This window comes from Sporosarcina koreensis, from assembly GCF_000826145.2.
Taxonomy (GTDB): domain Bacteria; phylum Bacillota; class Bacilli; order Bacillales_A; family Planococcaceae; genus Sporosarcina; species Sporosarcina trichiuri.
This window is the reverse complement of record NZ_LN651337.1, coordinates 1,623,486-1,642,534: the sequence shown is the minus strand read 5'-3', so window position 1 is coordinate 1,642,534 and position 19,049 is coordinate 1,623,486. Positions and strand designations below refer to the sequence as shown.

Genomic DNA, 19,049 nt, shown 5'->3' with positions numbered 1-19,049 from the left:
CATAAAAATTGCCCGGTGTGAAAACCGGGCGATTCTTCTGTACTTCGTACGCTCATTCTGAACATCCCCAACCGATTTTCACCCTGATAGCAGACTATACCTAAAAGAGTGGTGCCGATAATGACAATGATTACCCTCGCTGATCTGGAGAACATGACACTCAAAGAACTCTATGCGCTCGCAAAAGAATTCAAAATCAGCTATTACAGCAAACTGACGAAGAAGGAACTCATCTTTTCCATATTGAAATCGCGCGCCGAGCAGGAAGGCTTCTTCTTCATGGAAGGGGTGCTGGAGATCATCCAGTCGGAAGGCTATGGATTCCTTCGGCCGATCAACTACTCCTCCAGTTCCGAAGATATCTACATCTCTGCGTCCCAGATCCGCCGGTTTGACTTGCGGAACGGGGACAAAGTGACAGGGAAAGTCCGTCCGCCGAAAGAGAACGAGCGCTACTACGGCCTCCTGCAGGTCGAAGCCGTCAATGGACAGAACCCGGAAGTCGCGCGTGAACGCGTCCACTTCCCGGCACTGACACCGCTCTATCCGACCCGGCACATCAAGCTCGAGACGGAGCCGCGCAACCTGTCGACCCGCATCATGGATCTTGTATCGCCGGTCGGTTTCGGCCAGCGGGGACTGATCGTCGCACCGCCGAAAGCGGGGAAGACGATGCTGCTGAAAGAAATCGCGAACGCCATCACGACGAACCACCCGGAAGCCGAACTCATCGTGCTGCTCATCGACGAACGTCCGGAAGAAGTGACCGACATCGAACGCTCCGTCCAGGCGGATGTTGTCAGCTCGACATTCGATGAAGTGCCGGAAAACCACGTCAAAGTGGCGGAACTCGTCCTCGAGCGCGCCATGCGTCTCGTCGAGCACAAACGCGACGTCGTCATCCTGATGGATTCGATCACACGTCTTGCGCGTGCCTATAACTTGATCATTCCGCCGAGCGGCCGCACACTGTCAGGCGGTATCGACCCGGCTGCCTTTCACCGGCCGAAACGGTTCTTCGGCGCGGCCCGCAACCTGGAAGAAGGCGGCAGCCTCACAATCCTTGCGACGGCCCTCGTCGACACCGGATCCCGCATGGACGAAGTCATCTACGAAGAATTCAAAGGCACCGGCAACATGGAGCTGCATCTCGACCGGGCGCTCGCCGAACGACGGATCTTCCCGGCTATCGACATCCGCCGCTCCGGCACGCGGAAAGAGGAACTGCTCGTCCCGAAAGAACAGCTCGACAAACTATGGGCCATCCGCAAAACCTTCTCGGACGCCCCCGACTTCGCCGAGCGCTTCCTGAAAAAACTGCGCCACACCAAAACCAACGCCGAATTCTTCGACAAACTCAACGAAGACATGAAAACCCAGAGAAACGGCAAAGGGCTAATATAAAAGCGGAAGCGGCCGTTTAGCCTCGACAGGCGTTGGAGGCCAAGCAGAAAAGGCGCACTTTGCCTTTCCTGCTTGGCCGAAACGACCCGAGAGGCTGGCCGCTGGAGCTGGATAATCTAAAAGCGCAGGCGGCTCGCCAGTCCCGACGGGCGTTGGAGGACTGTCCAAAAAGGCGTCCTTTGCCTTAATGGGCAGTCCGAAACGACCCCGAGGGACTAGCCGCCGGAGCTGGATAATCTAAAAGCGCAGGCGGCTCGCCAGTCCCGACGGGCGTTGGAGGCCATCCCGAAAAGGCGCTTTTTGCCTTTACGGAATGATCGAAACGAACCCGAGGGACTCGGTCATCCAATAACTAACAAAAAAGCAGGCAGCCAAACCCGGCTGCCTGCTTTTCATAATGCAGGACAGGCACTGAACCGCCGGCAGTGCAGCGTTTGTGAAGTTATGAGCGCTTCGCCGGGGTTTATGAGCAGAATCCATAGTTTATGATCACTTTCCCGGTTTTATGAGCAGAATCCTGAGTTTATGATCACTTTCCATGTTTTATGATCACTTTCTCGATTTTATGAGCAAAAACCCGGGTTTATGATCACTTTGCTCTCAGCAGGTCTCTTTCGCTGTGACGGTACCACGAAAAAAGCGAAGCGCAGGCGGAGCAGACAAACCAGCCCTTGACTTGCAGGTTTCCTGCGCGGCACAGCATCAGAGAGAAGCTGCAGATCGGCCGCGTCCAGGGCGGCATTTGTGAAGTTATGATCGCTTCCGCATGGTTTATGAGCGGAACCTTGGTTTTATGATCACTTTCCCAGGACTATGATCAAAATCTCAGGTTTATGATCACTTTTCACGGTTTATGAGCGGAACCCCGTTTTCATGATTAATTTACACAGTAGACTGCCCGCATGCAGCGCAGCCCCGGTGGCAGCATGGAAATCATGTCCGCCGCCTCCTAATCGTCCAAGAAAAAGCCAAACAAAAATCTTGCACAGCCCGTCCGGTTTTGGTAAGATTAACTCATATGGTTCACACCATATCTGCATATACGGCTGACATATACGGGCCGTGTAAGGCATCAGTCTTTTACTGGGAAGGCGCAGGCCGACCAGAAATACAACTCTGTTCCAGATGGTCCAGGGCGAAAGGAGAGAGACCGATGAAAGCAGGAATTCACCCGAATTACAAACTAGCAACTGTTACTTGTTCATGTGGCAACACATTCGAAACAGGTTCTGTCAAAGAAGACATTAAAGTGGAAGTTTGTTCTGAATGTCACCCATTCTACACTGGACGTCAGAAATTTGCTGCAGCGGACGGCCGTGTCGACCGCTTCAACAAAAAGTATGGCCTCAAAGAAGAAAACCGCGAAGAAGACAAGTAAGAACGGCTTCTGCAGTTCCCGTCCGGTGCAAGACGCCGGGCGGGACTTTTATTTTCCGCAGCATTTCACCTGCCATCTGTTCCGCTCACGAAAGGGGATTCCTCATGTACGTTACCATGCAAGGGGGCTGGGTCGAAGTCATCTGCGGCAGTATGTTCTCCGGGAAATCCGAAGAACTCATCCGCCGGATCCGCCGCGCCCAGTTTGCTAAACAGAAAATCGCCGTCTTCAAGCCGGCCCTCGATAACCGCTACAGTGACGAAGCGGTCGTCAGCCATAACGGCACTACCGTCCTTGCCGTGCCCGTCTCGTGCGCTTCTGACATTCCGGCGGAAGTGACAGACGACTTCGACGTCGTCGCCATCGATGAAGCCCAGTTTTTCGATGACGGTCTCACCGATATCGTCATGGAACTCGCCGACCGCGGCTTCCGGGTCATCGTCGCGGGTCTCGATCAGGATTTCCGCGGAGAACCGTTCGGGCCGATGCCGCGCATCATGGCGGTCGCGGAAATGGTGACCAAGCTCCAGGCGGTCTGCACTGTCTGCGGGTCACCGTCCAGCCGCACCCAGCGGCTCATCAACGGAAAGCCCGCGGGCTACGATGATCCGATCATCCTCGTCGGGGCATCCGAAGCATATGAACCGCGGTGCCGCATGCATCATGACGTACCGAAAGGCATCTCCATCCGCACCCATGCAGAATAACGAACCGCCAGAGACAGACTGCCCGGCAGCCTGTCTCTTTGTTCACATACAAGAACGCGGACTCCCGTACCCCTATCAAATCAACCAAAACAAATCCGAGGTGACTGCCATGTATGACCGGCTGCAAGCTGTCGAAGACCGTTATGAAAAACTGAACGAACTGCTGAGCGACCCCGACGTCGTCAGCGATCTGGACAAACTGCGCACCTATTCGAAAGAGCAGTCCGACATCCAGGAAACCGTCGAAGCATACCGCGCCTACAAAAAAGCGATAGCGGCGGCGGCGGACGCGAAAGAGATGCTCGAGGACGCGGATGATGAAGAGATGGAAGACCTCATCAAAGCGGAACTCGGCGAGCTTTCCGAAACAATCGATTCACTCGAAGCCCGCATGAAATTGTTGCTCGTGCCGAAAGACCCGAATGACAGCAAGAACGTCATCATGGAAATCCGCGGCGCTGCTGGCGGCGACGAAGCGGCCTTGTTCGCGGCGAAGCTGTACCGCATGTACAGCCGGTACGCCGAACTCAACCATTGGAAGATCGATGTCATGGAGGCCGCGCCGACCGAGCTCGGCGGCTTCAAGGAGATCATCTTCATGGTCAGCGGAAACGGCGCCTACTCCAAGCTGAAATTCGAAAACGGCGCACACCGTGTACAGCGGGTGCCGGAGACGGAATCGGGGGGCCGCATCCACACATCCACTGCAACCGTCGCTGTGCTGCCGGAAGCGGAAGAAGTCGAAATCGACCTGCATGACAAAGACATCCGGACTGACACATTCGCCTCATCCGGTCCCGGCGGCCAGTCCGTCAACACGACGATGTCCGCCGTCCGGCTGACACACCTGCCGACCGGCATCACGGTCTCCTGCCAGGACGAAAAATCGCAGATCAAGAACAAGGAGAAGGCAATGAAAGTACTGCGTGCCCGCGTCTATGACAAATTCCAATCGGAAGCGCAGGCCGAATACGATGAAAAACGGAAATCCGCTGTCGGCACCGGTGACCGCTCGGAACGGATCCGCACGTACAACTTCCCGCAGAACCGGGTGACTGATCACCGCATCGGGCTGACGATCCAGAAACTCGACCAGGTGATCGAAGGTAAGATGGACGAAGTGATTGAAGCGCTGACACTCGAAGATCAGGCGCGGCGCCTCGAACATCTGGAATCCAATGACTGAGACGATCCAGCAGGCGCTCCGCGGGCTGCAGGAAGATCTCGACAGGCAGCAGCTGGATACGAATGCGGCGTATCTCCTGCTTGAGCACATTACACAGAAATCCCGTGCATCCCTGCTCGCCGACCTGCGTGAACCGCTGACCGAACCGCAGGCGCAGCAGTTCCGGAACGCAAGCGCCGACCTGCTGACAGGCAGGCCGATCCAGCATATCATCGGCGAAGAATGGTTCTACGGACGGCCGTTCATCGTCTCGGAAGATGTACTGATTCCGCGTCCGGAAACGGAGGAACTCGTCCTGAACGCCCTGCAGCGCACAACGAAACTGTTCGGCGATGTGCCAGTCAAAGCCGCGGATATCGGGACGGGCAGCGGCGCGATCGCCGTCACATTCAAGCTCGAGCATCCGCAGGCAGCCGTCACGGCGACCGATATCAGCAGTCCTGCTCTGCGGATCGCCATGCAGAATGCGGAAAAGAATGGGGCCTCCATCGATGTTCGGCTCGGAAACCTCGCCGAACCACTCGCGGGTGAGACATGGGACGTCATTTTGTCCAACCCGCCGTATATCAGCGAAACGGATGCCGCCGTCATGTCGCGGACCGTCACCGGTTTCGAACCGCACAGCGCCCTGTTCGCCGAAGAGGGCGGACTTGCACTCTACAGGGAGCTCGCCCGTACACTGCCGGCCGTTCTCGGTTCAAAAGCATTGATCGGTCTCGAGATCGGTCACCTGCAGGGGACAGCCGTGCGGGATCTGTTCCAGGAAGCCTTCCCGGCTGCACAGGTCGACATCGTAAAAGACATCAACGGGAAAGACAGAATGATATTTTGTGAGATAGTGTGAATAATCCCCGGATATCCTGTGCACAATGAGGTCAGGAGGGGATGACATGCTGCAAGATTATCCACAGTTCACACAAACAGAGACGATTGGCAATGATACAAGACATACATGGAAGAGAAAACTGATAGTATTCGCCGAATTCCTGCTCATCATGGTGATGCTGCAGGCGGTTCTCTCACTCTTCCAGACACACGAAAACGAAGAACCGGTCCGCTACCGCATTCTCGCACACTCCGATTCGGCATCCGACCAGGCGGTGAAAGTCCGTATTCAGCAGGAGATCGAGCCGATGATCACAGCTGTGCTCGCGAATACATCGACACAGCCTGAAATCGATGCGGCCCTGAAAGGGATCGAAGCGGACATGCTCGCAGCTGCAGAAACGATTGCCCCGGACATGCCCGTTGCGCTGGAACGCAGCCAGGCGCTGTTTCCGGCGAAACGGGCCGGCCTCTGGATTACGCCGCAGGATACGTATGATGCGTATATCCTGACGATCGGAAGCGGCCGCGGATCAAACTGGTGGTGTTCAATTTTTCCGAAAGTGTGCTATGAAGAAGAAGATGAGGAACCTGTAAAATTCTTTGTCTGGGAGTGGATAACTTCCTTGTTCAAAGCGTAATATCCACTTTTTGTTGCGGATAACTTAGTGGAAAGCGGTATGAAGGAGATGAAATGATGCACACTCGACTTGTGAAAGTGGATAACACTGTGGATAACGATGAAAGATATCAACAAGTTGTGGATTGTTTGAAAAAAGGGGAGCTCGCTGCCTTTCCGACCGAAACGGTGTACGGACTTGGGGCGCTTGCGACAGATCCGGAAGCGGCGCAGAAGATCTTTGAAGCGAAAGGCCGCCCCTCCGACAATCCACTGATCGTGCATATCGGAACCAAAGAAGAAGCCGGGCACTATGCCGACGAAATCCCGGAAGCGGCAGTCCGGCTCATGGATGCATTCTGGCCGGGTCCGCTGACGCTGATCTTCCGGGAAAAGCCGGGGGTCATCGCAAAAAGCGTAACAGCAGGCATCGGCACGGTCGGCCTTCGCATGCCCGATCATCCTGTCGCGCTGAAACTGCTCCGGCTGCTCGGGGGGCCGCTCGCCGCACCGAGTGCAAACCGGAGCGGCAAGCCGAGCCCGACGAAAGCGGAGCACGTCCTTCGGGATATGCACGGAAAGATCCCGTTCATCCTGGATGGCGGGGCGACAGGCGTCGGTGTCGAATCGACCGTCATCGACATGACATCGGTGCCGCCAGCAATCCTGCGTCCGGGCGGTGTGACAGCTGAAATGATCGAATCGGTCATCGGTCCCGTCCGTTCCGAAACGTCAGCAGCCGAAGCGGAAGCGCCGCGCGCGCCGGGCATGAAGTATTTGCATTACTCACCTGACGCACCGGTCTGGCTTATCAAACCTGATTCCGGCAAAATCGAAGCAGCCATCGGTTCATTCCGATCGGAAGGCGGAAAAGTCGCCGTCATCGGACCGGACGAGCTCAGGACGGATACAGCGGACTGGTATTTTGCAACCGGACCGTACGGCGATCCGCGCGAACTCGCAGCCCGTCTCTACGATGCGCTGCGGACTTGCGATGACACGGATGCATCCGTCATCCTCGCCGTCGAGACACCGGCCGAAGGGATGGGCCTCGCCGTCATGAACCGGCTCAGGAAAGCGGCGGACGGCAAACGGCTCGATCCGTAATCTGTTTCAGCGGCAATTGGATAGTATTCATGAATGGCCTCCCCGCGCGCCGCATACGATTTACTGGCGCAACATGCGGGGAGGTTCTTATATTGGTTGAACTCATTGCGGCAGCGGTGACCACGATCGACATCCTCGTCATCTACACACTGCTGCATGTACGGAGACGCAAGTGGCTCATCGCCTTATGGACCGGCCTGCTGAATGTCCTGTTCCCGCTTGCGGGATTTCTGATGGGCGAGTGGTCGGCGCATCTGCTCTCGGATTGGAGCGGTATCCTTTCAAGCGTGCTGCTCGTATTGATCGGTGTACATATGCTTCTGCAGGAGGAGGACACGGCATCGCAGAAACTTGCGGGTCCGCTGCTGCTGGCTGTCGCGGTCAGCCTGGATGGCCTGTCGATCAGCATGTCATTCGGATTGCAGCAGCTGAACAAAACGCTGTTCGTGAGCGCGACCGGATTCTTTTCATTGGTGCTCTCCTGGTTCGCCTTGCGGACGAATATGGCAATGACACTGGGCATGCGTGCGTTTCTGAGACGTTTAGCAGGGGTGATCCTGATCGTGATGGGAATATTGGCTTGGATTTCATAATAAAACAGTTTCCGTATCTTGGAGAATCAGGTATGATGGTTGTTAGGTGATAATAATGAATATTTGTTTTATCTGCACAGGAAATACATGCAGAAGTCCGCTTGCCGAAGGGCTTCTGAGATCGAAGGAACTGCCGGGTGTCGCAGTCCGGTCCGCAGGCATCTATGCAGCAGACGGAATGCCTATTTCCGATCATTCGAAGGATATAATGGAAAATAATGGGTTTCCGTACACGCCCGTATCCAGGCAGTTCTCCAGGGCGGATGCCGAATGGGCGGATCTGATACTGACGATGACAGCGGGTCATCGGGAGACGCTGCGCCGGTCATATGCAGACCATGCGGCCAAGGTATTCACGCTGAAGGAGTATACGGGGCAGGCGGACCACGATGTCCAGGACCCGTTCGGCGGCAGCTTCTCTTTGTACGAATCAACATTCGGCGAATTGGCGGAACAGATCGATCTGCTCGCAAGCAGACTACTGGGGGAACAATAATGGCAGAGACAAAGAGGAAATTCGGGTTGAAATGGAAACTGGTTGTGTTCGTAACAATATTGGCGGTCGTCACGTATTCGTTCAGCGCGCTGTTCATCAATTTCCTGCAGCCGCGCTTCTTTCCGGGCTTCAACCCGCTCTGGTTCGGTATCATGACATACGGTCTCGGGATCATCTGGTCGGCGATCCTCGCTGCATTGTTCAGCAACATCCTGACCAAACCGCTCCAGAAACTCGAACGGGAAGCGATCCGGGTGGCGGACGGCAGAATCGGCACGGATATCGAACTGCCGGATTCGTCGGATGAAATCCGCTCTGTTGCGGAAGCGTTCCAGCAGGTCGTCCTGAACCTGCGCGGCATTGTCGGGCAGATCGAAGAGAATTTCGAAAGGACATCACGTTCTGTCGGCGTCCTGCATACCGAAACAGGGTCCGCTGCAAGTCAGGCGGATGCCATCGCGTCGACAATCGCGGAGATTTCCTCCGGTGCAGAAGCGACAGCCGTGTCCGTCCAGGAGACTGCGGAGGCGATGGAAGATGTCCGCTCGATCGCGGCAGACGTCAGCAGCCGTGCGGAGGAATCGTCCAGGCAGTCGGAGGAGATGCTGGACGAATTGAAGAAGACGACAGATGCCTACCGGGCGCTTGTCGTCGGCATACGGGACATGTCCACACAAAGCGAAGCCTCGCTCTCGACCATCCGGGACCTCGACCGCAACGCACAGAAGATCGGGGAAATCGTGGAACTGGTCGGCGGCATCGCTAATCAGACGAATCTCCTGGCACTCAACGCGTCGATCGAAGCTGCCCGTGCAGGGGAGCATGGCAAAGGGTTCGCTGTCGTCGCAGAGGAAGTGCGCGTGCTGGCGGATGAAAGCGCGAAATCGGTCCAGATGATCGGCGGCCTCGTCAGCACGATCCAGTCCGATGTCACGAAAGTCGTCAGGGAGATCGAGATGCAGGTGAAAACAGCCGGTCAGGAAGCGGACCGGGCTGATGAAACGAACAATAGTATCACCGTGATGGCATCGACCATCAATACGATGGCCGGTTCGATCACAGGCATCACGGAACTCGTCGAACACCAATTGACACAGATCGAAAAGACAGCGCATCAGTCCCAGGAAGTCGCAGCGATTGCGGAAGAGACATCCGCCGGAGCGGAAGAAGTCCAGGCGGCGACCGAGGAGCAGGCGCATTCCATCGAGCAGACAAGCAATCTCGCAAGCGATCTGAAAGATCAGTCCGAAGCGCTGTATGCGGTCATCCGCCGATTCGATACATCCAACTGACCTGAAAGCCGGCCGAGTGCCGGTTTTTTTCATAGGGGCGGCTGCGCAGTTCCCACTGTGTTTTTACGCAGAAGAGTGATAGAATCATTGTAAGTATATTAAGAAAAGAGGGACGCACGTGAAACTCGCGATATCATCCGATCACGGCGGCAATAACCTTCGCCGCGAAATCAAAAACCTATTGACTGAACTGGACATCGACGTCACCGACTTCGGACCTGACTCCGATGCTTCCGTCGACTATCCTGATTATGCAAAAGAAGTGACGGCAGGCGTCGCGTCCGGCAAGTTCGACCGCGGCATCCTGATCTGCGGCACGGGCATCGGCATGTCGATCGCCGCCAATAAGACGAACGGGATCCGCTGTGCGCTCTGCCACGATGTCTTCAGCGCAAAAGCGACCCGCGGACATAATGATACGAACGTACTCGCAATGGGCGAACGGGTCATCGGCCCTGGACTGGCCCGTGAAATCGTCCAGACATGGCTCGACACACCGTTCGAAGGCGGACGGCACGAGCGCCGCATCGAAAAACTCATGGAACTCGAAAACAACTAGGAAGCGGGGGAGCAGCATGGATACCAGCATTTTATGGAGACTGCAGATCGAGCAGGTGCTCACGGAATTCGCCGAGCAGGCGCCGCCTGAAGCAGGCACGTTCTTCGTGATCGGCTGCTCCACGTCGGAAGTCGCAGGCAAACGGATCGGAACGGCAGGTGCACTCGAAGTGGCGGAAGCGCTGTACGGCCCGCTCGCCCAATTCGCGGAGACGCACAAGGTGCATCTGGCCTTCCAGGGCTGCGAGCACATCAACCGCGCGGTCACGATCGAGCGCAGGGCTGCGGCACAGCACGGCTATGACCGCGTGTCCGTCGTGCCGGTCACGACCGCAGGCGGCTCGATGTCCGCCTATGCCTATGAACACCTGGATGATGCGGTCGTCGTCGAGTCGGTGCGGGCACATGCCGGCATCGACATCGGCCAGACGCTGATCGGCATGCAGCTGAAGCCTGTCGCGGTGCCGATCCGCACATCCGTCAAACAGATCGGTGAAGCTGTCGTCACCTGCGCCACGACCCGTCCGAAACTGATCGGCGGCGCCCGCGCGCAGTACGAATAAACCGGGACCCGTTCCCGGACTGCACGGCCAAAAAGACGCTAAAGGGGAAATGATCATGGATTTGAGCAATGTGAAACGTGAAGACAGTGCAGTATTTGAAGCGATCATGGCTGAAAAGAACCGCCAGAACGCAAACATCGAACTGATTGCTTCTGAAAACTTCGTCTCGGAAGCGGTCATGGAAGCACAAGGGTCCTACTTGACGAACAAATACGCAGAAGGCTATCCGGGCAAGCGCTACTACGGCGGCTGCGAGCACGTCGATGTCGTCGAGAACATCGCACGCGACCGGGTCAAGGAACTGTTCGGTGCGGCCTATGCGAACGTCCAGGCACACTCCGGCGCACAGGCCAACATGGCAGTCTACTTCACCGTCCTGAAACCCGGCGATACCGTCCTCGGCATGAACCTGTCCCACGGCGGCCACCTGACGCACGGCAGCCCGGTGAACTTTTCCGGGAAACTGTACAACTTCGTCGAATACGGCGTGAGCGAAGGGGACGAGCGTATCGATTACGAAGACGTCCGCCAGAAAGCGCTCGAGAATAAGCCGAAGATGATTGTCGCGGGGGCAAGTGCCTATCCGCGTGAAATCGATTTTGCGAAGTTCCGTGAAATCGCGGATGAAGTCGGCGCCTTCCTGATGGTCGATATGGCACATATCGCAGGACTCGTCGCAGCAGGGGAGCATCCGAGCCCGGTGCCTCACGCGCATTTCGTGACGTCGACAACGCACAAGACACTGCGCGGCCCGCGCGGCGGCATCATCCTCATCGGCGAGGAATTCGCAGAGGAATACGGCAAGAAGATCGACAAGACGGTCTTCCCGGGTATCCAGGGCGGTCCGCTCATGCATGTCATCGCAGCGAAAGCGGTTGCGTTCGGAGAGGCGCTCCAGCCGGAATTCAAGACGTACGCCCAGCAAGTGAAGAAGAACGCGGTTGCACTCGGCGAAACGCTCGTTGCAGAAGGCATCGACATCGTCTCCGGCGGCACGGACAACCACCTAGTGCTGCTCAACCTGACAAGCCTCGGCCTGACGGGTAAAGTCGCCGAGCACGTCCTCGACGAATGCGGCATCACGGTCAACAAAAATACCGTACCGTTCGATAAGGAAGGCCCGTTCGTCACATCCGGCATCCGCATCGGCACACCGGCCGTCACCTCCCGCGGCTTCAAGGAAGACGACATGAAAGAAGTCGGCGCCATCATCGCGAAACTCCTCAAGAACCACGAGGACGATACGGTGAAAGAAGAAGCGAAACAGCGCGTCAAAGCACTCACCGACAGTCACGCACTCTACGCGTGATCGATCGGCAAAACCCGCCATCCGATCCGGATGGCGGGTTTTGTGCGTTCCGGGACGTGTGGAGTTGTGCCCGGATGCCGATGAATTCCGCGAAGTGTCCGATACCCCGGCTCAAATGTCCGATACATCGCGCCAAGTGTCCGATAATGCCGCCCAAACGTCCGATACCACGCACGATTTGTCCGATACGCCCTCCGCCCCACGGCGCTCGTACCGTGCCAATCTTCCGCGAATTCCAAACTTCCGTCCATGCAACCTAATGCGCCGCCATTCTGTTATACTAAGTGGGACAAAGTTAAAGGAGCGATCTCAATGGCAAAAGTACACGTATTCGATCACCCGCTCATCCAGCACAAACTGACATTCATCCGGGACGCCAGCACAGGCACGAAGGAATTCCGCGAACTCGTGGACGAAGTCGCCACGCTGATGGCATACGAAATCACACGCGACCTCCCGCTGCAGGAAGTGGACGTCCAGACACCTGTCAGCCAGGCGAAATCCCAAGTGCTGGCAGGGAAGAAACTCGGCATCGTTCCGATCCTCCGCGCCGGTATCGGCATGGTCGACGGGATGCTGAAACTCATCCCGGCTGCCCGCGTCGGCCACGTCGGCCTGTTCCGCGACCCGGACACGCTGGAACCGCACGAATACTTCGTCAAACTGCCATCGGACGTCTCGGAACGGGAATTCATCGTCGTCGATCCGATGCTCGCGACCGGCGGTACCGCCGTCGAAGCCATCAACTCGCTCAAAAAGCGCGGTGCGAAACACATCAAATTCATGTGCCTCGTCGCTGCTCCGGAAGGCGTGAAAGTGTTCACGGAAGCACATCCGGATGTCGACGTCTATATCGCGGCACTCGATGAAAAACTGAATGACCACGGCTACATCGTCCCAGGTCTCGGCGACGCCGGCGACCGCTTATTCGGAACGAAATAATGGGGAAGGCGTGACTACTGTGAAACGCAAATGGAAAGTAATGACGATCTTCGGGACGCGGCCGGAAGCCATCAAGATGGCTCCGCTCGTTCTTGAACTGCAAAAACACGGGGATGACATCGAATCGATCGTGACCGTCACTGCGCAGCACCGTGAAATGCTCGACCAAGTGCTCACCACCTTCGGCATCACGCCCGATTACGACCTGAACATCATGAAAAGCCGGCAGACTCTGATCGATGTCGCAACACGCGGACTGGAAGGGCTCGACGGTATCATGAAGGAAGCGGAACCGGATATCGTGCTCGTCCACGGTGACACGTCGACGACATTCGTCGGCAGCCTGGCCGCCTTCTATAACCAGATCGCAATCGGCCACGTCGAAGCGGGCCTGCGCACATGGGACAAATACTCCCCGTACCCGGAGGAGATGAACCGCCAGCTGACAGGCGTCCTCGCCGACCTGCATTTCTCGCCGACCGAGAAATCCGCACAGAACCTGCTGGATGAAGGGAAGCCGCAGGACCGCATCTTCATCACCGGCAATACGGCGATCGATGCGCTGCAGACGACTGTCGACGAAACGTACACGCACCCGATCTTCGAAAAACTCGGTGACGACCGTCTCGTCCTGCTGACAGCGCACCGCCGGGAAAACCTCGGAGAACCGATGCGCAACATGTTCCGGGCTATCAACCGGCTGCTGGACAAGCACGATGACATCCAGGTCATCTATCCTGTCCATATGAACCCGGCCGTCCGCGAAGTCGCAGATGAACTGCTCGGCAACAATGACCGTATCCATCTGATCGAACCGCTCGAAGTGGTCGACTTCCACAACTTCGCGGCCCGTTCGCACATCATCCTGACCGACTCGGGCGGCATCCAGGAAGAAGCACCGTCTCTCGCAAAACCGGTCATCGTACTCCGCGACACGACCGAGCGCCCGGAAGGCATCGACGCTGGCACACTCAAACTCGCCGGCACCGACGAAGACACCATCTTCCGTCTGGCCGACGAGCTGCTGTCCGACCAGGCCGCCTACGAAGCCATGGCGAAAGCGTCCAACCCGTATGGTGATGGCAAAGCTTCGCAGCGAATCGTCGAAGCGCTGCTCAACTACCTGAATAACCAACGTTAAAAAGCAGAGGCCCGCAAGCCTCTGCTTTTCCATTTTCATCGTTTCCTCCTTGCCGCGAGGAAGACGATTTTCCAAACAACGACCCCGGAACAAAGCGGAATTTATCCGTCAGCACCGCAATTCACCTTCATCACACCTTCCTGAATCCCTAAGGGAATCCCCTATTTCTCGACTTTGAACAATTTAAACATTAAAATGTGACGATTCCTTGACAGCTCACCAACTATGTGAAGATTTTCACGGGAATCAATTGACAGCAAAATACCCCTATTGTATGCTAACAGAGGGTAACAATGATAGGGTTTATACATAGATAAATCAGCATTTTCCGCCTGATTTTCGGCTAAGTTCTATCATCCGCTCGCAGCCTGCCGCACACCCGGAACCGGGCAATGTGCAGGTTGGACAACGTGTCCTGGTGAACGCCAAGCAGCCGGCATGTCAGTCACCTCCTTCAAGCCGCGGAATCGTCCGCAGCCGCTGATTAGGAAGTATTGACGGCTGCAAAAAACCGGCAGAACCGGAACGCATCTGTCCGGCGAACCCATCCGTCCGCCGCACGTCTCACAGACCTCAGGCACGGTCCGGTCCTTAACTAAACTTATCGTAATAGGAGACTCACCTACCATGCAGACAATGCAGGAAATCTTTACAAGGCAAAAGAGGGCTCTATTTTTTTTGCTCGCATTGCTCATTTTAGGCTGGGCATTTACGGAAGCCAAGACCATTTTCGCAGGGCTCCTGCTCGGACTTGTCTTCGGATTGTACAACTTCTGGATCCTGATCCGGAGAATGGAACAATTCGATAAGAAACTGGACCAGGGCAAAAAGGCTTCGCTTGGCACAGGACTGCGTTTCGCCGCAGGGATTGCTGCGGCCGCCATCGCGATGTCGATGCCAGAATACTTCAATCTGATCAGTACAGTGGCCGGTCTGATGATTCCCTACGCCCTATTGCTCATCGATAGGATCGTCTACCATGTGAAACATCATTCCTAAACTGATCACAAAAGGGAGGTGAACGAAACGTGGAACACAAAAATCCGAGTTGGGACTTATTCTTTATCACTTTCAACCCAGCCAACATCATGATGCTCTTCGTCACATGCCTCATCGTCTTCATCATTGCCGTGCTTTCCACAAGGAAGCTGCAGATGAAACCGACCGGCATGCAGAACTTCATGGAATGGATCATGGACTTCGTCAAAGGGATTATCAAGAACAACATGGACTGGAAAACAGGGGGCCGTTTCCACGTACTCGGCATCACGCTGATCATGTTCGTGTTTGTAGCCAACATGCTTGGTCTGCCGTTCTCAATCCATTGGGATGGCTACCTGTGGTGGAAATCACCGACAGCCGATCCGGTCATCACGATGACACTCGCCGCGACGGTCGTCATCCTGACGCACTATTACGGGGTGAAGATGCTTGGGGTCAAAGGGTATTTCAAGACCTACATCCAGCCGATGCCGTTCCTGGCACCGCTGAAAGTCATCGAGGAATTTGCAAATACGCTGACACTCGGTCTGCGTCTTTACGGTAACATCTTTGCAGGGGAGATTCTGATCGGCCTGCTTGCAACACTCGCAGCCGGCAGTATCGGCGGCTTCCTCGGAGCCATCATACCTGCACTCGCCTGGCAGGGATTCTCGGTGTTCATCGGGGCGATCCAGGCATTCATCTTCGTTATGTTGACGATGGTTTACATGTCACACAAAGTGTCTGCAGACCACTAAACATAAAGCCCGTCTTCGGGTGAACACGCACCACCAAACCAAACAATACTAGGAGGAAATAACACTATGACAGGTTCACTTGGTCTATTAGCAGCAGCTATCGCAGTTGGTCTTGGCGCACTCGGCGCTGGTATCGGTAACGGTTTGATCGTCTCACGTACAGTTGAAGGGATCGCCCGCCAGCCGGAAGCACGCGGTGTCCTTCAGACAACAATGTTCATCGGTGTCGCGTTGGTCGAGGCATTGCCGATCATCGCTACAGTTATCGCGTTCATCGTCATGAACAAATAATCTGTACCTTAACTTACAAGTTATGTACCGTAACGGGATAGGGCCGGGGCTGCCTTGTGCGGCGGTCCCGACAGCCTGTCTGACTCCCCTTTGGTATGTAACCACTTTATAACAAAACGAAACAATGGCGGAGAGCGGGAACAGTACGATCTTGCGCCATTCATTTATGTAACAGGCGGCATGCCGCTGCACCAAACCGTTTGACTTGCAAACGTAAGTTTCTGAAGGGAGTGAAACAATCGTGTTTTTGGATACCTTCGTCCTTTTGTCATCGAATCCTGATGCAGGGTTCCTGGCCAGCCTGAACGACCGGCTGAATCTTGGGGACATCATTGCCACTGTCATCTTCTTCACGATCCTCATGCTTCTCTTGAAGAAATTCGCATGGGGTCCGCTGATGGGCATCATGAATCAGCGTGCTGAGCTGATTGCCAACGAAATCGAAGCGGCTGAAAAGAGCCGTGCCGAATCACAGAACGTACTCGAAGAGCAGCGCGCTCTTTTGAAAGAAGCACATACAGACGCACAATCGATCATCGAAAACGCGAAGAAGCAGGGCGAAGCGACACGCGAAGACCTCGTCCAGACGGCACGCGCTGAAGTGAGCCGCATGAAAGAGAACGCTGCACGTGAAATCGCTACGGAGAAAGAGAAAGCGATCGCCGCTGTCCGCGAAGAGTTCGTCTCTCTCTCGATCATGGCCGCGTCCAAAGTACTCGGCAAAGAAGTGTCCGAGGAGGATAACCGCGAGCTGATCGAAGAAACGATTGTGAAGGCAGGGGAAGGCCGATGAGCCGATCAATCGTCTCGGAACGCTATGCTGCCGGGCTGTTCAAAGCAGCGATGGCGCAGGGCGCTCTCAAAGAAGTCCATACAGACGTCCGTGAATTGCAGAAGGCGCTCGAAACCGGCCGCGGCTTCATGGAACTCATGAGCCTGCCGCAAGTATCGCTTGAAAAGAAACATTCACTGATCGCTTCCGTCATGCCGGGTGCGCACCAGCTCCTGCTGAATGCGCTGAACGTCATGCTGGACGCAGACCGTATGGAAGAACTGCCAAGTGTCCTGGAAGAATTCAACGAACTTGCAAACGACGCAGCCGGCATCGCCGAAGCGACCGTCTATGCAACCCGTGAACTGACAGAGCAGGAACAAACCCGAATTTCCAGCGCGTTCGCCGCACGAGTCGGCAAACAGTCGCTTCATCTTACAACGATTATCGATCCGTCCCTGATCGGCGGCATCCGCCTTCAGATCGGCAACCGAATCTTCGACAGCAGTCTCAGTACTAAACTGGCTTCACTGCAGCGTACGTTGATCGGCTAAAATTTTGAAAAATGAGGGGTGACATACATGGGCATCAAAGCTGAAGAAATCAGCACACTGATCAAGCAGCAGATCGAGGGCTATCAGTCTGAGATGGAAGTTAGCGAAGTCGGTACCGTACTTACAGTCGGTGACGGTATCGCCCGTGCTCATGGTCTCGACAATGTCATGGCCGGTGAACTCCTTGAGTTCTCCACTGGTGTGCTGGGTATGGCACAGAACTTGGAAGCGAACAACGTAGGTATCGTAATCCTCGGACCATACACAGACATCAAAGAAGGCGATGAAGTACGTCGTACAGGCCGTATCATGGAAGTACCGGTCGGAGAGGAATTGGTCGGACGCGTCGTCAATTCACTCGGACAGCCGGTGGACGGGCTCGGCCCGATCCAGACAACGAAAACACGTCCGATCGAAAGCCCGGCGCAAGGCGTCATGGCCCGTAAATCGGTCGACGAACCGCTTCAGACAGGTATCAAAGCGATCGACGCACTCGTTCCGATCGGCCGCGGCCAGCGTGAGCTGATCATCGGAGACCGTCAGACGGGTAAGACGACCGTCGCGATCGATACGATCCTGAACCAGGCAGATCAGGACATGATCTGTATCTATGTAGCGATCGGACAAAAGGAATCGACCGTCCGCTCGGTTGTTGAAACGCTCCGTGAACACGGCGCACTCGACTACACGATCGTCGTCACGGCATCGGCATCACAGCCGGCTCCATTATTGTACCTGGCACCATACGCAGGAATCACGATGGGTGAAGAGTTCATGTTCCAGGGCAAGCACGTCCTGATCGTGTACGATGACCTGTCGAAACAGGCTGCGGCCTACCGTGAACTTTCCCTGCTCCTCCGCCGTCCTCCGGGCCGTGAAGCATACCCGGGTGACGTCTTCTACTTGCACTCACGCCTTCTTGAGCGTGCGGCGAAACTGAACGACTCCCTCGGCGGCGGTTCCATCACGGCACTGCCATTCGTCGAAACGCAGGCGGGCGATATCTCCGCGTACATCCCGACGAACGTCATCTCGATCACGGACGGCCAGATCTTCCTGCAGTCCGACCTGTTCTTCTCGGGCGTGCGCCCGGCGATCAACGCCGGACTCTCCGTATCCCGTGTCGGCGGATCCGCGCAGATCAAAGCGATGAAGAAAGTCGCGGGTACCCTGCGTCTTGACCTCGCTGCATTCCGTGAACTCGAAGCGTTCTCCGCATTCGGTTCGGACCTCGATCCGGCAACGGCTGCGAAACTCCAGCGCGGATACCGGACGGTCGAAGTACTGAAGCAGGACCTGCATAAGCCGCTCAAAGTCGAGTATCAGGTCGTCATCCTGTACGCACTGACCCGCGGATTCCTCGACGATATCCCGGTCAAGGACATCCAGCGCTTCGAAAGCGAAATCGATATGTGGCTTGAAAGCAACCACACGAACATTTTGGAAACCATCCGTACAACGAAAGGGCTTCCTGCAGACGACGAATTTGCAGCAGCCATCAATGAGTTCAAGAAGAACTTTGCGGTTTCTGAATCGTAAGACTCGGCTGCAATACGGACAACGGACTAAAAAA

Annotated in this window: 21 protein-coding genes; all 21 read left to right on the top strand. The window is 55.8% G+C overall.

Annotated features, from left to right (window positions below):
* Positions 1–120 precede the first annotated feature (120 nt).
* The 21 genes from rho to atpA all read left to right on the top strand — a co-directional run bounded on the left by rho (position 121) and on the right by atpA (position 19,015).
* Complete coding sequence (gene rho / locus BN1190_RS13750) at positions 121–1,404, top strand: transcription termination factor Rho (protein ID WP_040287564.1); 1,284 nt, start codon at positions 121–123, stop codon at positions 1,402–1,404.
* A 1,153-nt stretch (positions 1,405–2,557) separates the two neighbouring features.
* The gene (gene rpmE, locus BN1190_RS13745) at positions 2,558–2,782 is read left to right on the top strand and encodes a 50S ribosomal protein L31 (RefSeq protein ID WP_040287563.1); all 225 of its coding nucleotides are present in this window, start codon (positions 2,558–2,560) and stop codon (positions 2,780–2,782) included.
* A gap of 104 nt (positions 2,783–2,886) precedes the next feature.
* Positions 2,887–3,489, top strand: coding sequence for a thymidine kinase (locus tag BN1190_RS13740; protein WP_040287562.1), 603 nt, complete (start codon positions 2,887–2,889; stop codon positions 3,487–3,489).
* A 109-nt stretch (positions 3,490–3,598) separates the two neighbouring features.
* Positions 3,599–4,675, top strand: coding sequence for a peptide chain release factor 1 (prfA, locus tag BN1190_RS13735; protein ID WP_040287561.1), 1,077 nt, complete (start codon positions 3,599–3,601; stop codon positions 4,673–4,675).
* Entirely contained in the window at positions 4,668–5,519 is an 852-nt protein-coding gene (prmC, locus tag BN1190_RS13730) for a peptide chain release factor N(5)-glutamine methyltransferase (protein ID WP_082023426.1), read from the top strand. The genes prfA and prmC overlap by 8 nt, the downstream gene beginning before the upstream one ends.
* A 46-nt stretch (positions 5,520–5,565) precedes the next feature.
* Entirely contained in the window at positions 5,566–6,141 is a 576-nt protein-coding gene (locus BN1190_RS13725) for a stage II sporulation protein R (protein WP_040287560.1), read from the top strand.
* Between the two features lie 56 nt (positions 6,142–6,197).
* Entirely contained in the window at positions 6,198–7,226 is a 1,029-nt protein-coding gene (locus tag BN1190_RS13720; protein WP_040287559.1) for an L-threonylcarbamoyladenylate synthase, read from the top strand.
* A 92-nt stretch (positions 7,227–7,318) separates the two neighbouring features.
* A complete protein-coding gene (locus tag BN1190_RS13715) occupies positions 7,319–7,819 on the top strand; it encodes a manganese efflux pump MntP family protein (RefSeq protein WP_052461893.1) in 501 nt (166 codons plus the stop codon).
* A gap of 55 nt (positions 7,820–7,874) precedes the next feature.
* Positions 7,875–8,315: a low molecular weight protein arginine phosphatase gene (locus BN1190_RS13710; protein WP_040287558.1), complete on the top strand. Its 441-nt coding sequence runs from the start codon at positions 7,875–7,877 to the stop codon at positions 8,313–8,315.
* The gene (locus BN1190_RS13705) at positions 8,315–9,607 is read left to right on the top strand and encodes a methyl-accepting chemotaxis protein (RefSeq protein WP_040287557.1); all 1,293 of its coding nucleotides are present in this window, start codon (positions 8,315–8,317) and stop codon (positions 9,605–9,607) included. Before BN1190_RS13710 ends, BN1190_RS13705 begins: the two co-directional genes overlap by 1 nt.
* A 118-nt stretch (positions 9,608–9,725) precedes the next feature.
* The gene (gene rpiB, locus BN1190_RS13700) at positions 9,726–10,166 is read left to right on the top strand and encodes a ribose 5-phosphate isomerase B (RefSeq protein WP_040287556.1); all 441 of its coding nucleotides are present in this window, start codon (positions 9,726–9,728) and stop codon (positions 10,164–10,166) included.
* Between the two features lie 16 nt (positions 10,167–10,182).
* On the top strand, positions 10,183–10,728 hold the full coding sequence (locus BN1190_RS13695; protein ID WP_040287555.1) for a TIGR01440 family protein: 546 nt from the start codon (positions 10,183–10,185) through the stop codon (positions 10,726–10,728).
* A 55-nt stretch (positions 10,729–10,783) separates the two neighbouring features.
* Positions 10,784–12,037: a serine hydroxymethyltransferase gene (gene glyA / locus BN1190_RS13690; RefSeq protein WP_040287554.1), complete on the top strand. Its 1,254-nt coding sequence runs from the start codon at positions 10,784–10,786 to the stop codon at positions 12,035–12,037.
* 312 nt (positions 12,038–12,349) lie between these two features.
* The gene (upp, locus tag BN1190_RS13685; protein WP_040287553.1) at positions 12,350–12,979 is read left to right on the top strand and encodes a uracil phosphoribosyltransferase; all 630 of its coding nucleotides are present in this window, start codon (positions 12,350–12,352) and stop codon (positions 12,977–12,979) included.
* Positions 12,980–13,019: 40 nt separating this feature from the next.
* Positions 13,020–14,120, top strand: a complete 1,101-nt coding sequence (wecB, locus tag BN1190_RS13680; protein WP_040287767.1) for a non-hydrolyzing UDP-N-acetylglucosamine 2-epimerase — start codon at positions 13,020–13,022, stop codon at positions 14,118–14,120.
* A 627-nt stretch (positions 14,121–14,747) separates the two neighbouring features.
* Positions 14,748–15,119 (top strand): ATP synthase subunit I, encoded by a 372-nt coding sequence (locus BN1190_RS13675; RefSeq protein WP_040287552.1) that lies wholly within the window; start codon positions 14,748–14,750, stop codon positions 15,117–15,119.
* 29 nt (positions 15,120–15,148) lie between these two features.
* Complete coding sequence (atpB, locus tag BN1190_RS13670; RefSeq protein WP_040287551.1) at positions 15,149–15,859, top strand: F0F1 ATP synthase subunit A; 711 nt, start codon at positions 15,149–15,151, stop codon at positions 15,857–15,859.
* A gap of 66 nt (positions 15,860–15,925) precedes the next feature.
* The gene (gene atpE, locus BN1190_RS13665; protein ID WP_040287550.1) at positions 15,926–16,150 is read left to right on the top strand and encodes a F0F1 ATP synthase subunit C; all 225 of its coding nucleotides are present in this window, start codon (positions 15,926–15,928) and stop codon (positions 16,148–16,150) included.
* 241 nt (positions 16,151–16,391) lie between these two features.
* Complete coding sequence (gene atpF / locus BN1190_RS13660; RefSeq protein ID WP_082023423.1) at positions 16,392–16,943, top strand: F0F1 ATP synthase subunit B; 552 nt, start codon at positions 16,392–16,394, stop codon at positions 16,941–16,943.
* Positions 16,940–17,476: a F0F1 ATP synthase subunit delta gene (locus BN1190_RS13655; protein ID WP_040287549.1), complete on the top strand. Its 537-nt coding sequence runs from the start codon at positions 16,940–16,942 to the stop codon at positions 17,474–17,476. Before atpF ends, BN1190_RS13655 begins: the two co-directional genes overlap by 4 nt.
* 27 nt (positions 17,477–17,503) lie before the next feature.
* Positions 17,504–19,015, top strand: coding sequence for a F0F1 ATP synthase subunit alpha (gene atpA, locus BN1190_RS13650; protein WP_040287548.1), 1,512 nt, complete (start codon positions 17,504–17,506; stop codon positions 19,013–19,015).
* Positions 19,016–19,049: the final 34 nt, after the last annotated feature.